This window comes from Promicromonospora xylanilytica (assembly GCF_054782895.1).
In genome coordinates, this window is the sequence record NZ_BAAGRP010000004.1 from 410,306 (window position 1) to 423,692 (window position 13,387).

Here is a 13,387-nt window from a genome sequence, read left to right on the forward strand (position 1 = left end):
GCCTCAATCGAAGATGGCCCCCAGCAGCCTTCCCGCGCCACGGAAGATCCAGGCGATCGCGCGCCCCACGAGGACGAGGGAACGGACCAGGTCTGTCACCTCCCAGATCCATGCAATGCCCCGGCCCACCGCCCGGAAGGGCCGACCCACCTGGTACCAGAACCCTCGCCGTCGATGCTGCGTCTCGGTCATGGGCGCAGGATGCCACGGTGCGGGGTGCGGGGGCTGCCGCGTTCGAGAGGGGGGTGGGGCGCGCGCCCCACCCCCCGTACCGACGGGTCCAGCACCTGCCGACACAGCATCGCCGTTTTGATAACGCTATCAATCAGAGCTTCCTGAGAGCGCTGATAAGCCGCCGGAGCAGACCTGCTGGCCAGCTTCAGCACTGAGGCTCGCCGTCGAACATCATCCTCAGAGGCGCAATTCTTCGGGCCTACCTGCGTATACACCGGCTTTCTCGTACGCCTCGAAACAGCATCGAGCCGTGTGGGTCTTGCGCGATCTGTTCGGCCGTGTATACCTTGTAAGCGCTATCAATCTGACGGGCAAGGAAGCCCAGACAGGGGAACGGTCATGGTGCATGGCGGCACGGTCGCGCTCGAGGTCTCGGGTGTCACCAAGTCCTACCCCGGCGTGCAGGCGCTGCGGGGCGTGGACCTCAAGGTCGCGGCGGGCGAGATCGTGGCGCTCTGCGGAGCCAACGGCGCCGGCAAGTCGACGCTGGTGAAGATCCTCTCGGGCGCAGAGCAGCCCGACGGCGGCCAGGTCCGGGTGCGTGGCGAGCTGCGGCGGCTCTCGAGCCCGCACGCAGCCCGGCAGGCGGGCATCTGCACGATCTACCAGGAGATGAGCCTCGTACCGCAGATGTCGGTGCTCGACAACATCTTCCTCGACGACTTTCGTGGCGGTGTGGTCGTGCGCCGGCGCGGGCTGGAGGCGACCGCACGGCGCCTGCTCGACCGGCTCGGCGTGCAGATCGACGTCCACACGCCGGTGGCGAGCCTGACCATGGCCGAGCAGCAGCTGGTCGAGATCGCGAAGGCGCTCAAGAGCGAGCCCGCCGTCCTGCTGCTCGACGAGCCGACCACGACGCTGCCCCCCAACGACGTCGACGCACTGCTCGCCGTCATGCGGGACCTCGCGGGCCAGGGCGTCGGGCTGATCTTCGTCTCGCATCGCCTCGACGAGGTGAGCGCGGTGTCGGACTCGGTCGAGGTGCTCCGCGACGGCACGTGCGTCGTGCGGTTCGACGAGGTGCCCGAGCACCGGGAAATCGTGCGCGCCATGGTCGGCGACCGCTACGAGAACTCGCTCGCCGCCGCTGCCGCCGACGGCGCCGAGGGCAAGCTCGGAGGCGTGGCCCAGGACGAGGTCCTGCTCGAGGTCGACGGCGTCACCGACGGCGCCCGGCTCGCACCCATCTCGTTCCGCGTGCGCCGCGGCGAGGCCGTCGGCGTCACCGGGCTGCTCGGCGCGGGGCAGAGCGAGCTCGCCGAGTGCATCTTCGGTACCCGGCCGGTGCAGTCCGGTGAGACGAGGGTCGCCGGGCGCACGGTCCGCCCCGGCAGCCCTCGCCGCGCCATCGCCCGTGGCATCGGACTCATCCCGGAGGACCGCAAGACCCAGGGGCTCGTGCTCGACATGAGCGCGATGAAGAACATCTCACTGGCCTCGATCCCCCGCTTCGCCCGCCTCAATGTGCTTCGCGGGCGGGCCGAGGCCGAGCATGCCCAGCACTACGTCGACGAGCTACGCATCAAGTGCAGCTCGGTGCACCAGCCGGTGCGCACCATGAGCGGCGGCAACCAGCAGAAGGTGCTGCTCGCCCGCTGGCTCACGCGCGACAGTCAGGTCCTCGTGCTCGCTGAGCCGACGCGCGGCGTGGACGTCGCCGCGAAGGAGGAGATCTACCGGCTGATCCGCGGTCACCTGCGGCGCGGTGGTGCCGCGGTGGTCGTCACCTCCGAGGTGTCCGAGGCCGCCCTGTGCGACCGCGTCCTCGTCCTGTCGGGCGGCCGCATGGTGGCCGAGCTCGACCACGACCAGATCCAGTCCGACCACGACGGCTTCCTGGCGCACCTGCGCTGAGGACCCGTCCGAAGCCTCCCGGAGACGACGATGTCGACAACCCTGACCCCCTCCGAAGACACGCGCGACGCGGCCGAGCGCCCGTCCCGCCGTCCGCGGCGCCTGCGTCCCAGCCCGCAGCTCTACCTCCTGCTCGTGTTCGTCGCGGTCGCCGTGGTGGGCGCGATCGCCTCGCCCTACTTCTTCACCCCCCGCAACCTCGAGAACATCGTGGTGGCCGCCTCCGTGGTCGCGGTGCTCGGCGTCGCGCAGTTCATCGTCGTCGTCACGCGCGGCATCGACCTGTCCGTCGGGTCCGTCGCCGCACTGTCGACCGTGATCGCCGCCGTGCTGCTCCGCCAGGGCATGGGCGTCGTGCCGACGATCGTCGTCGCCCTCCTGTGCTGCGCGCTCGCGGGACTCGTCAACGGCGTGCTCGTGGTCTACGCCCGCATCACACCGTTCGTCGCGACGCTGGCCATGATGTCGATCGCCCGCGGGGTCGCGTTCGTCGTCCAGGTGGGCACGCTCATCGTCATCAGCAACCAACAGTTCCTGCAGATCTTCGGCGGCACGACGGGCAGCATGCCGAACGCGGTGCTCATCGCGCTCGTCGTCACGCTCGTCGCGGCCTTCGCGATGAAGTTCAGCCCGCTCGGCCGGCGGCTGTACGCCCTCGGCGGCAACCCGGAGGCCGCCCGACTGTCGGGCCTGCCGGTCAACCGCGACACCCTCATGGCCTACGTGACCTCGGGTCTGCTCGCAGGGCTCGCCGGGCTCATGCTCGCCGGCCGGCTCTCACAGGGCAGCTCGCTCGTCGGGCAGGGCTACGAGCTCGACTCGATCGCGGCGGCCGTCGTCGGCGGCACGTCGTTGTTCGGCGGCACGGGCGACCCCATCAGCACCGTCCTCGGCGCACTCATCATCGGGATGATCGGCAACATCATGAACCTCGTCGGCATCCAGTCGGAGCCGCAGCTCGTCATCCGGGGCCTCGTCATCCTGCTCGCGGTCTTCCTCACCTCAGGCCGCGGCATCCAGCGCATCCGCAGCGGCCTGCGCGGCCTGATGCGCCGCCGCCCCACCACGGGTGAACGTCGCGGCACCGCCTGACGGCGCCGCTCCCCCGAAGCACCACCAGCAGATCCCGGCACACCACGACGCCTGCGCACCGCAGGCGCCGCGGCCCGGCACACCCTCGGTCGCCCCGACCGCACACCACACACACGGACCCGAGCATCACCCAGCGCACCACCGAACCGAGAGGACAGCACCATGCAGAAGCGCGCAACGACGCGGCTCGTAGCCGTGGCGCTCGCCGTGGGACTCACCGCGACGGCCTGCAGCGCCCCCACCGACACCGGTGACGGCGACACCATCACGATCGGCTTCTCCCAACGCAGGCTCGCCGGCAGCGACTGGTGGGCCACGCTCCTCGCCGGCGCCAAGGACCGGGCGGCCGAGCTCGGCGCCGAGGTCGTCGTGACCGACGCCGGCGGTGACGCCGTCAAGCAGAACTCCGACGTGCAGACCCTCATCACCAAGGGGGCCGACGCCGTCATCCTCAACCCGCAGGACCCGACGGGCGTCGCACCGGCGGTCAACGCCACCACGCAGGCAGGCATCCCGCTCGTCGTGGTGAACTCGAACCTGTCGGACGAGCTCGCTCAGCAGCAGTTCTGCTACGTCGCCGAGGACCAGCCGGCCGTCGCCGCGGAGATGGGCGCCGCGATCGGCGAGCTCGCGAAGGAACGCTTCGCGGACGAGTCGTCGGTCAAGGCCGTCGTGATCGGCGGCTACTCGGGCGAGACGATCACCGAGCAGCGCGGCCAGGGCGTCGTCGACGGGTACGCGAGCGTGCAGGGCGCCCCGCCGGTCGAGTACCTGCCCATCCGGTACGGCGAGTGGCTGCCCGACCGTGCGCTGCAGCCGATGCGCGACATCGCCACGGCCCATCCCGACCTCGACATCGTCTTCGCGCTCAGCGACGTGATGCTGCCGGGCATCGAGCAGGGACTCAAGGACGCCGGAATCCTCGACCACGTCGTCATCGGCACCTACGACGGGCAGATGGCCGTCATCAAGCGCCTGATCGACGACCCCGACGGCCCCGTCCAGGTCGACGCCTCCAACGAGCCCTACAAGCAGGGCCAGGTCGCCGTCGAGAAGGCGGTCGCCGCCGCCCAGGGCAAGTCGCAGGACGACGAGTGCCCCGGCGGGGAGTACTTCATCGACACCTTCCTCGCGACGCCCGCCAACGCCGACAAGTTCTACGACCCGTCGCGCACGTTCTGACGCGCCGTCTTTCCCCGTACCACCGCACCGAAGCACCACCACACCGAAGGAGCAGCCCCATGATCGATCCATTCGCCGTCGTCGCCGTCTCGCCCCGCACGTTCGCGGTCAGGCAGCCGGGCGACGGGGTCAAGAACGTCCGCCGCATCAACGAGTTCATCGACACCGCGACCATGGTCGGCAACTGGGAGGGGTCGCCCGTCCGCCTCGTGGTGATTCCCGAGATGGCGATCCAGGGCATGATCGCCAACACCCCGGGCAACCGCGCCAAGGAGAAGGAGTTCGCGGTCACGATCCCCGGCCCCGAGACCGACGAGCTCGCGAAAAAGGCGGTCGAGCTCGACACGTACATCGCCGCCGAGCTGTACATGGTGTCGGACCCCGACTTCCCGGACCGGTACTTCAACGTCGCGTTCATCATCGACCCCCGCGGCGAGATCGTGTACAAGCGCTACAAGGCCACGAGCGACGCCTACGAGGGCGGCATGCTCGGCAACATGAACCCGCACGACGTGTGGGACGAGTTCGTCGAGAAGAAGGCGAACGGCAACGTCATGGACGCCATCTTCCCCGTGGCCCGCACGGAGATCGGCAACATCGGCATCGCGATCTGCCACGAGGGCGTCTACCCCGAGGTCGCGCGCGGCCTTGCGATGAACGGGGCGGAGATCATCGTCCGCCCCACGCTGATCGAGCCCGCCGTGCAGAACGGAATGTGGGAGCTGCAGAACCGCGCCCACGCGATGTTCAACTCGGCCTACGTCGTCGCGCCGAACCTCGGTCCGGAGTATCGCGAGGACGGCGGCGTGCAGGACCTGTTCGGTGGCCAGTCGATGATCGTCGGCCCGCGCGGCCAGATCCTCACCCAGCAGCGTGGCTGGACCACCGGTGACTCGTTCGTCACGACGACGCTCGACATCGAGGCGCTGCGCAAGGCCCGGGTCGCGAACGGTCTGTACAACCAGTTCAAGGACCTGCGCACCGAGCAGTACCGGGCCATCTACGACCGCCCGATCTACCCGAAGAACCAGTACCTCGACGCCCCGCCGGCCGAGGGCTGGCTGCAGCGGGAGGACGAGACCCGCGCGGCCAACATCGCCACGCTGATCGAACGGGGCGTGCTCACGCCGCCGGACGGCTACGTCGCCCCGGGGGCGTGACCCAGGGGCCCGCCCGCCGCTCACCGGCGGGCGGGCCCCCTCCCCGTCCACACCTTCCCTTCCTCTACCGAGAGCGAGTTGATCCCCATGCCTGACCGCCCCCTGCGGATCGCGGTCCTCGGCCTCGGCCGATGGGGCCGCACCTGGGTCCCCGTGCTCCGGCGCGAGCCGGACGTCGTGGTCGCGGCCACCGCCGGCGGCCACCGGGTCGGGCTGAACCTGCCCGACGTCCCGCACCACGACCGGGCGGCCGGTGCGCTCGCGGCGGCGGACGTCGACGCGGTGCTGGTCACGCTGCCGGTCGCCGCGCACCTCGACGCCGTGTGCGACGCGGTGGACCGCGGGCTCCACGTGCTCGTCGAGAAGCCGGCCGTCGGCACTCCGGCGGAGCTCGCCGTGCTGCGCGAGGTCGCCGACCGCGCGCGTCTGGCCGGCACCGTCGTCATGGTCGTCCAGAACTACCGCGAGCGGCCCTGGGCACGCACGGCGCGCACGGCCGTGGCCGACCTCGGGGAGCCGAGCAGCGTGGCCGTCACCGTCGCTCGCACCGAGCTGCTCGACGGCGGGCGGGACGCGCTGGCGCACCCGCTGCTCGACGACCTCGCGATCCACCACGTCGACCTGATGCGCTACCTCACGGGCCGCGAGGCGGACGTGCTGGCAGGCGTCGCGCACCGACCGGCATGGTCCGCCTACACCGGCACGCCCGACGTCACGGCGCTGCTCCGGCTCGACGGTGGCGTTCCGGTGACCTACACCGGCACCTGGGCGGCACGTGGCGCCCAGACCCCCTACGACGGCGACTGGACGTTCCGCGGCGAGCGGGGCTCCGTCGAGGTGCGCGACCTGGTCGTGACGCGCGACGGCCGGCCGGTGCCCACAGCGGCCGGCCCGCACGACGACCTGCCCGATGCCGACCTCGGTGGCGTGCTCCGCACGTTCGTGCGCGCCGCCCACGGCCGCGGGCCCGTCCCGACCGACGTCGGTGACCACGCCCGCAGCCTCACGCTCACGTTCGACCTGCGGGGCGCGGCGGTGCCGTCATGAGCCCGACGAAGGCGCGCGCGGCACGCATGGCGGACGTCGCCCGCCTCGCCGGGGTCTCGATACAGACGGTCTCGCGCGTCGTCAACGACCACCCGCACGTGACGCCGCACGTCCGCGAGCGCGTGCACGCCGCGATGACCCAGCTGCGCTACCGGCGCAACCCTGCGGCGCGCTCGCTCGCCACCCAGCGCACGATGAGTCTCGGCGTGGTCAGCTACGGGCTCGCACAGCACGGGCCGTCGGTGGCGCTCACCGGCGTCGTGGCGAGCGCCCGGCGCGCGGGATACACGACGAACCTCGTCGGGCTGGGGCGGCTCGACCGGCAGACGCTCCGTGCGGCGCTCGACCACCTGGTCGACGACTACGTGGACGGGATCGTGCTGCTCGCCCCGGTCGAGGACGCCGTGCACGCCGTCAGCGGGCTGCGCACCGACGTGCCCCTCGTGGTGTTCGAGCCGGGCGGGGTTGCCCGACCCGACTCGTTCGCGGTCGACGAGGTCGGCGGTGCCCGCCTCGCGACGGAGCATCTGCTGCGGCTCGGTCATGCCACCGTGCTGCACGTCTCGGGCCCGGCCGGCTGGCTCGCGACCGAGGCCCGCATCCGCGGCTGGCGGCAGGCGCTCGGTGCCGCCGGTGTGCCGGCGCCCGAGCCGGTGCCCACGTCCTGGGACGCCGCGTCGGGGTTTGCCGTGGCCGAGCAGGTCGCCGCGCGCGACGACGTCACCGCGGTGTTCGTCGCCAACGACCAGACGGCGCTCGGCCTCGTCCGCGGGCTCACCGAGCGCGGCGTGCGCGTGCCGCAGGACCTGTCGGTCGTCGGCTTCGACGACTTCCCCGAGTCCCCGTTCTTCAGCCCGCCACTCACCACGATGCGCGTCGACTTCGAGACGCTCGGCCGGCTGGCCGTCGACAAGGTGCTCGCGCTCATCGCCGGCGACGAGCTGCCGACCGGCGCGCTCATGGTCCCTGAGCTCGTCGTACGGGGGAGCTGCGGGCCGCCGCCACCTCGTGGACGCGGCGACCCGCACGGGACCGTTCAGCAGCCCGAGCACGACCGAGACGAAGGAGATTGACCATGGAGACACGCGAGCTGGGCACCACCGGGTGGCGCGTGCCGACGGTGTGCGTCGGCACCAGCGCCCTGGGCAGCTTCCCGGCGCAGTACGGCTACGAGGTGGACGAGCGCACCGCCGTCGACACGATCGTCGCCGCACTCGACAGCCCGTTCACGTTCATCGACACGTCGAACGAGTACGGCGGCGGCGCGAGCGAGCGCCGCATCGGCCTGGCGATCGCCGAACGCGGGGGCCTGCCGGCGGGCGCGCTCGTCGCGACGAAGGTGGACCCGCTGCCGGGCAGCACCGACTTCTCGGGCGACCGCGTGCGGCGCTCCGTGGAGGAGAGCCGCGAGCGCCTCGGCCTCGACGTGCTGCCCCTGGTGTACCTGCACGACCCGGAGAAGATCACGTTCGATGAGGCGATGGCGCCCGGCGGTGCCGTCTCGGCGCTCACCGAGCTACAGGAGCAGGGCGTCATCGGGTATCTCGGCGTCGCCGGCGGACCGATCGACCTCGAGCTGGCCTACGTCCGTACGGGGCAGTTCCAGGTGGTCCTGAGCCACAACCGGTACACGCTGGTCGACTCCTCGGCAGAGCCTCTGCTGCAGGAGGCGGCGGCCCGGGGCATGGGTGTCGTCAACGCGGCGCCCTTCGGGGGCGGGATGCTGGTGCGCGGCCCGGACGTGGTGCCGACGTACTGCTACGCACCCGCCGGCCCTGACGTGCTCGACCGGGTGCGCGCCATGGAGGCGCTGTGCCGCGCGTACGACGTGCCGCTCGCCGCCGTCGCGCTGCAGTTCTCGACGCGCGAGGCACGCATCGCGTCGACCGTGGTCGGCATGTCGAGCCCCGACCGCATCGAGCAGACGCACCGCCTGCTCGACGTGCCTGTCCCCGAGTCGCTGTGGGAGGCGCTCGCGCCTCTCGTCCGCGCCGGCCGCGACGGATTCGTGGCCGATCACACCCAGGAGGTCTGACAGTGATCCGCAAGAGGAACCCCGAGCCGGTCGACGTCGTGATCGTCGGCAGCGGCTCCGGCGGCGCGACCGCCGCGAAGGTCCTGTCCGAGGCGGGGCTGCGTGTCGTCGCCCTCGAGCGCGGCCCGTGGCTCACGCCCGAGCACGCGTCGGGCGACGAGCTGAAGATCCTGAACCGCAACTACCTGTGGCAGGACCCGAAGCTCAAGCCCCGCACCTACCGCTCCGACGACTCCGAGGAGGCGGTGGTCACCAACTTCTCCGCCACCCCGCAGGTGGTCGGCGGCGGCACCACGCACTGGGGCGGCATGGTCCCGCGCATGACGGAGGACGACTTTCGGCTGCGTACCCTGCACGGCGACGTCGAGGGCGCCTCGCTCGTCGACTGGCCGATCACCTACGACGACCTGGAGCCGTACTACTCGCGCGTGGAGTGGGAGTTCGGCACGTCCGGCCTCGCCGGCGCGAACCGTCTGGAGGGCTGGCGCAGCCGCGGGTACCCGACCAAGCCGGCGCCGCTGAGCCAGATCGGCCGCAAGTTCGCGACCGCGATGGACAAGCTGGGGCACTCGACGTTCCCCATGCCGCAGGGCATGGTCACCGAGCCGTACCGGGGCCGGGAGCCGTTCAGCGAGAACGGGTTCTGGCAGCAGTACGCCGACCCGGGTTCGGGAAAGTCCTCGACGCTCATCACGTTCATCCCGGACGCGCTCGCGACGGGGCGCTTCGAGCTGCGTGCCGACTGCTACGCGCGTGAGGTCCTGGTGGGCAAGGACGGTCGGGCCACGGGCGTGCTGTACCAGGACGAGGACGGCACGGAGCTCGTGCAGGAGGCCAAGGCGGTCATCGTGGCCGCGGGCGGCATCGAGACGCCGCGGCTGCTGCTGATGTCGAAGAGCGCCCTGTTCCCGGACGGCCTCGCCAACTCCTCGGGGCAGGTGGGCCGGAACGCGACCTTCCACCAGTACTCGTTCTCGGTGGGCCTGTTCGACAAGGAGCTGCAGGACCCGCTCTTCGGCTGGTCCGGGCACTACATGAACCTGTGCTCGTTCGACTTCTACGAGACCGACGAGAGCCGCGGTCACATCCTCGGGTCGCTGATCTTCCCGTCGATGCTCGGCCACCCGATCAACTGGAGCTTCCCGGGGCGCCCGACATGGGGCCAGGCCGCCAAGGACGCCGACCGCGACTTCTTCAACCACTCGATGAAGATCGGCGTGCTCCTGCACGACCTGCCCGTGGAGTCCAACCGTGTCGACCTGGACCCGACCGTCACCGACGCGTGGGGCCTGCCGGCGGCCCGCATCACGCATACGCCGCACTCCAACGACTACGCGCAGGAACGCTGGCAGGTCGCCAAGAACGGGGAGATCCTCGAGGCCGCCGGGGCCAGCCGCGTCATCCCCGTGAACATGGAGCGGATCACCGGCAACACGTCCCACGAGCTGGGCACGGTGCGCATGGGCGACGACCCGGCGACGTCCGTCGTGGACAAGTACTGCCGCGCGCACGACGTGCCGAACCTCTACGTGTTCGACGCGTCCTTCTTCCCCACCGCCACCGGCATCAATCCGGCCCTGACGATCATGGCGAACACGTGGCGCTGCGTCGACCACATGCTCGCCAACGACCGGCACGGCTGGTAGACCCGACCACGAGAGGTACCGACATGGGACAGGCACAGTGGGCGGCGCTGCCGATCAGCGCCGCGGCGGACGACGATCCGCTCTTCTTCACCCAGCACGAGTGGGACACCGTCGAGGCGGCCACCGCACGGATCATCCCGACCGACCGGCACCCCGGCGCCCGGGAGGCGAAGGTCGTGCGGTTCATCGACCGGATGCTGCACGGCACGACGTTCCTGTTCGCGACGGCGGACGGCGCGGGCTTCCTGCGGCTCGAGGGCAAGGACGAGCAGGCCTGGGCCGACCGCATCGAGCAGCGCGGCAGGCTCTACCGGGAGGGCGTCGCACAGCTCGACCAGCTCGCTCAGGAGATCGGCGGCGCACGGTTCGTCGACCTCGCCGACGCGCAGCAGGACGTCGTCCTCGAGCGTCTCTCGGGGGCACCGAAGCCCGCCGCCTACCGGCTCGACCAGCAGACGGCGAGCGGCGCGGGCGGCGCACCGGCCGGCAACCAGCCGGTCAACGAGGACTTTCTCGAGTTCTTCCCGCTGCTCGTGCTCAACGCGCGCCAGGGGTTCTACGCCGACCCCGCGTACGGCGGCAACACCGGGCAGATCGGTTGGGGCGTCATCGGGTTCGACGGCCCGCCCGACCTCCGCGCGACGACCGACGGGTCGTACACCACCCTGCAGTACATGATCCCGGAGGCGACCTGGCCGTACGAACGGCACCCCGCCGTCCTGCGCTACGGCTCGCGCTAACCCACCGGGCGCCGTCGCCCCCGCCCTGACGGGCGGGGGCGACCACCTCGTCGGCGGGCGCCGCGCCGCTAGACTCACCCCGTGATGGCCGACGAGAAACGCCCTGCGCGAATGGCCGACGTGGCTCGACTCGCGGGGGTCTCCGTCCCGACGGTCTCCCGCGTGGTCAACGGCTACCCGCACGTCACGCCACAGGTGCGTGCACGCGTCGAGGCGGCCATGGAGCAGCTGCGCTACCGGCCCAACTCGGTCGCACGAGCGCTCGCGACGCACCGCACCATGCACCTGGGCGTCGTCACCTACGCGCTTTCAGTGACCAGCCCGTCGCAGGCGCTCTTCGGGGTCTCCGAGGAGGCGCGTGCGCACGGCTACTCGACGAACCTGGTGACCCTCGACACCGTGAGTCCCACCAGCATCCGGACGGCGCTCGCGCACCTCGCACGGGACGCGGTCGACGGCGTCGTCATCCTCGCGCCCATGACCAGCACCACCGCCGCGCTCGAGGGCCTCGCGCTGCCCATGCCCGTGGTGTCGTTCGCGCAGGGATCCGCCGCGACGCCGCTGTCCGTCGCGCTCGACGAGGTGCTCGCGGCCCACGTCGCGACCCGCCACCTGCTCGAGCTCGGCCACCGCACCGTCTCCCTCGTGCGTGGACCCGACGACTGGATGGCCACCGAGGCACGTGAGACCGGCTGGCGCCGCGAGCTCACCGTGGCCGGCCGCCCCGTGCCCGAGCCGATCCCGTGCCCCGACTGGAGCGCCGGCGCCGGGTACCGTGCCGGGCAGGCGATCGCCGCCGACCCCGACGTCACAGCGGTGCTCGCGTCCAACGACCAGATGGCGCTCGGCGTGTACCGGGCGCTGGCCGAGGCCGGTCGTCGCGTTCCCGAGGACGTGTCCGTCGTCGGCTTCGACGACTCCCCCGAGGCGCCGTACTACCTGCCCGCGCTCACGACCGTCCGGCTCGACTTCGCCGCCGCCGGCCGGGTGACGCTGCGCAGGCTGCTCACGGAGCTCGGCGTCGCGCAGCAGGGCTCACTCAAGCCGCCGGTGCCGCAGCTCGTGGTGCGGGAGTCGACGGCGCCCCCGCCGACGGCCTGACGGACCGCTCACCACAGGTCGCGCTTGCTGCGCCCCGCACTGCTTTACGCTGCCCGGCGTGACGTCCTCCGAGCACCTCCCGACGGTCCGCACCGACTACGACGCGATGGCGCAGGCCTACACCGCGTTCATCGGGGACGCGTTCGCCGGCAACCCCCTCAATCATGTGCTGATCCAGGCCTTCGCCGACCTGGTCCGGCAGTCCGGGGGCGGCACCGTGGCCGACGTCGGCTGCGGGCCCGGGCACGTGACCGCCTACCTGCGAGACCGGGGCGTCGACGCCTTCGGCATCGACCTCTCGCCCCAGCTGATCGCGGCGGCCCGCGAGGCCAACCCGGGCATCCGGTTCGACGTCGGCGACATGGGCGCGCTCGACATCGCGACAGGCAGCCTCGCCGGGGTGCTGGCGAACTACTCGGTCATCCACACGCCGCCGGACGTGCTGCCCGCGGTGCTCGGGGAGTTCAGCCGGGTCCTGGCGCCTGGTGGGCATCTGCTGGTGTCGTTCCAGGCCTTGGCCGATGCCGAGGGGACGGCCGAGGCGTTCAACCACAAGGTGTCCCCCGCTTGGCGGTACTCGGCGGGCCATGTCGTCGGGGAGCTCGGGCGGGTTGGGGTCGACGAGGTGGCGCGGCTGGTGCTTGCTCCGGGTGAGGACTCGGTGCGGGGGTTTCCGCAGGGGTTCGTGCTGGGGCGGAGGGTGTCCGCTTAGGAATCACGTTCCTCGCTCAAACCTCCGGACCGCGTGGTTCGAGTTCTTGTGGGGTTCCCGCGACCAGCAGGTGTCCACGACAGCCCGCCACACGAAGAGGCCACGGCCAACGGAGCTCCGCGGATCCGGGCCTCTCGCCAGGCCGGCTGCCCAGGAGCTCAACTAGAAGTTGATCATGTGGTTCGAAGGCGCGGGACCGTTGGAATTCTGCGGTTTCTAGTCTAGCGGGGGCGGGGCGTGCCTGCTGCGTGCCACTCCGGAGCACATGCCGACGCCTGTCTACGAGACCAGCCGGACTTCCGGTTGCAGACAGGGAACGGCTGCGAGTTACGATCCTCAGCTGGTCATAGAGTTGCGAGAGCGAGCGCCATCGCGTTCCCGGCTTTGTCGGCGAGGCCCATGGCTCTGTGCTTCACTTGAGGGTTCGGGTTGTAGGCGTACCAGACCACGACGTCGAACACTCGAAGGGGCGTAGTCAGAGAACACAATCCGGCTTCAGCCGCCATTGAGGTTTTCTCGCCTCGTTCCTCGGCGCAGTGATGCGTTCTCGAGGAGCCGGTCGATCGCGGGGGCCGGGGTGCGGG

General features: G+C 71.2%; 12 protein-coding genes. 11 read left to right on the forward strand and 1 reads right to left on the reverse strand.

All coding sequences use genetic code 11. The features are described from left to right. Positions 1 to 3: 3 nt before the first annotated feature. Complete coding sequence (locus tag ACYVK7_RS06825) at positions 4 to 192, reverse strand: hypothetical protein (RefSeq protein WP_460886925.1); 189 nt, start codon at positions 190 to 192, stop codon at positions 4 to 6. A gap of 381 nt (positions 193 to 573) precedes the next feature. Between ACYVK7_RS06825 and ACYVK7_RS06830 the strand changes: the two genes are divergently transcribed. From ACYVK7_RS06830 to ACYVK7_RS06880, 11 genes are all read left to right on the forward strand, one after another. Then, positions 574 to 2,088 carry a sugar ABC transporter ATP-binding protein gene (locus ACYVK7_RS06830; RefSeq protein WP_460886926.1) on the forward strand — a complete coding sequence of 505 codons (1,515 nt, stop codon included), beginning with the start codon at positions 574 to 576 and terminating at the stop codon, positions 2,086 to 2,088. A gap of 30 nt (positions 2,089 to 2,118) precedes the next feature. After that, entirely contained in the window at positions 2,119 to 3,180 is a 1,062-nt protein-coding gene (locus ACYVK7_RS06835; RefSeq protein WP_460886927.1) for an ABC transporter permease, read from the forward strand. Between the two features lie 162 nt (positions 3,181 to 3,342). Then, positions 3,343 to 4,362 carry a sugar ABC transporter substrate-binding protein gene (locus tag ACYVK7_RS06840; protein ID WP_460886928.1) on the forward strand — a complete coding sequence of 340 codons (1,020 nt, stop codon included), beginning with the start codon at positions 3,343 to 3,345 and terminating at the stop codon, positions 4,360 to 4,362. 59 nt (positions 4,363 to 4,421) lie between these two features. Then, a complete protein-coding gene (locus ACYVK7_RS06845; RefSeq protein WP_460886929.1) occupies positions 4,422 to 5,522 on the forward strand; it encodes a nitrilase-related carbon-nitrogen hydrolase in 1,101 nt (366 codons plus the stop codon). An 87-nt stretch (positions 5,523 to 5,609) separates the two neighbouring features. Further along, a complete protein-coding gene (locus ACYVK7_RS06850) occupies positions 5,610 to 6,569 on the forward strand; it encodes a Gfo/Idh/MocA family protein (protein WP_460886930.1) in 960 nt (319 codons plus the stop codon). Beyond that, on the forward strand, positions 6,566 to 7,642 hold the full coding sequence (locus tag ACYVK7_RS06855) for a LacI family DNA-binding transcriptional regulator (RefSeq protein WP_460886931.1): 1,077 nt from the start codon (positions 6,566 to 6,568) through the stop codon (positions 7,640 to 7,642). Before ACYVK7_RS06850 ends, ACYVK7_RS06855 begins: the two co-directional genes overlap by 4 nt. Positions 7,643 to 7,644: 2 nt before the next feature. Beyond that, on the forward strand, positions 7,645 to 8,604 hold the full coding sequence (locus ACYVK7_RS06860; protein WP_460886932.1) for an aldo/keto reductase: 960 nt from the start codon (positions 7,645 to 7,647) through the stop codon (positions 8,602 to 8,604). Between the two features lie 2 nt (positions 8,605 to 8,606). Then, the gene (locus ACYVK7_RS06865; RefSeq protein ID WP_460886933.1) at positions 8,607 to 10,250 is read left to right on the forward strand and encodes a GMC family oxidoreductase; all 1,644 of its coding nucleotides are present in this window, start codon (positions 8,607 to 8,609) and stop codon (positions 10,248 to 10,250) included. 23 nt (positions 10,251 to 10,273) lie between these two features. Further along, positions 10,274 to 10,990 carry a gluconate 2-dehydrogenase subunit 3 family protein gene (locus ACYVK7_RS06870; RefSeq protein WP_460886934.1) on the forward strand — a complete coding sequence of 239 codons (717 nt, stop codon included), beginning with the start codon at positions 10,274 to 10,276 and terminating at the stop codon, positions 10,988 to 10,990. Between the two features lie 111 nt (positions 10,991 to 11,101). Beyond that, a complete protein-coding gene (locus tag ACYVK7_RS06875) occupies positions 11,102 to 12,091 on the forward strand; it encodes a LacI family DNA-binding transcriptional regulator (protein WP_460886935.1) in 990 nt (329 codons plus the stop codon). 58 nt (positions 12,092 to 12,149) lie between these two features. Continuing rightward, positions 12,150 to 12,803 carry a class I SAM-dependent DNA methyltransferase gene (locus ACYVK7_RS06880; RefSeq protein WP_460886936.1) on the forward strand — a complete coding sequence of 218 codons (654 nt, stop codon included), beginning with the start codon at positions 12,150 to 12,152 and terminating at the stop codon, positions 12,801 to 12,803. Positions 12,804 to 13,387 lie beyond the last annotated feature (584 nt).

Bases quoted from the DNA above. Each gene is read 5' to 3' on its own strand.
- ACYVK7_RS06825 (WP_460886925.1), bottom strand. From the start codon at position 192: ATGACCGAGACGCAGCATCGACGGCGAGGGTTCTGGTACCAGGTGGGT.
- ACYVK7_RS06830 (WP_460886926.1), top strand. From the start codon at position 574: ATGGTGCATGGCGGCACGGTCGCGCTCGAGGTCTCGGGTGTCACCAAG.
- ACYVK7_RS06835 (WP_460886927.1), top strand. From the start codon at position 2,119: ATGTCGACAACCCTGACCCCCTCCGAAGACACGCGCGACGCGGCCGAG.
- ACYVK7_RS06840 (WP_460886928.1), top strand. From the start codon at position 3,343: ATGCAGAAGCGCGCAACGACGCGGCTCGTAGCCGTGGCGCTCGCCGTG.
- ACYVK7_RS06845 (WP_460886929.1), top strand. From the start codon at position 4,422: ATGATCGATCCATTCGCCGTCGTCGCCGTCTCGCCCCGCACGTTCGCG.
- ACYVK7_RS06850 (WP_460886930.1), top strand. From the start codon at position 5,610: ATGCCTGACCGCCCCCTGCGGATCGCGGTCCTCGGCCTCGGCCGATGG.
- ACYVK7_RS06855 (WP_460886931.1), top strand. From the start codon at position 6,566: ATGAGCCCGACGAAGGCGCGCGCGGCACGCATGGCGGACGTCGCCCGC.
- ACYVK7_RS06860 (WP_460886932.1), top strand. From the start codon at position 7,645: ATGGAGACACGCGAGCTGGGCACCACCGGGTGGCGCGTGCCGACGGTG.
- ACYVK7_RS06870 (WP_460886934.1), top strand. From the start codon at position 10,274: ATGGGACAGGCACAGTGGGCGGCGCTGCCGATCAGCGCCGCGGCGGAC.
- ACYVK7_RS06875 (WP_460886935.1), top strand. From the start codon at position 11,102: ATGGCCGACGTGGCTCGACTCGCGGGGGTCTCCGTCCCGACGGTCTCC.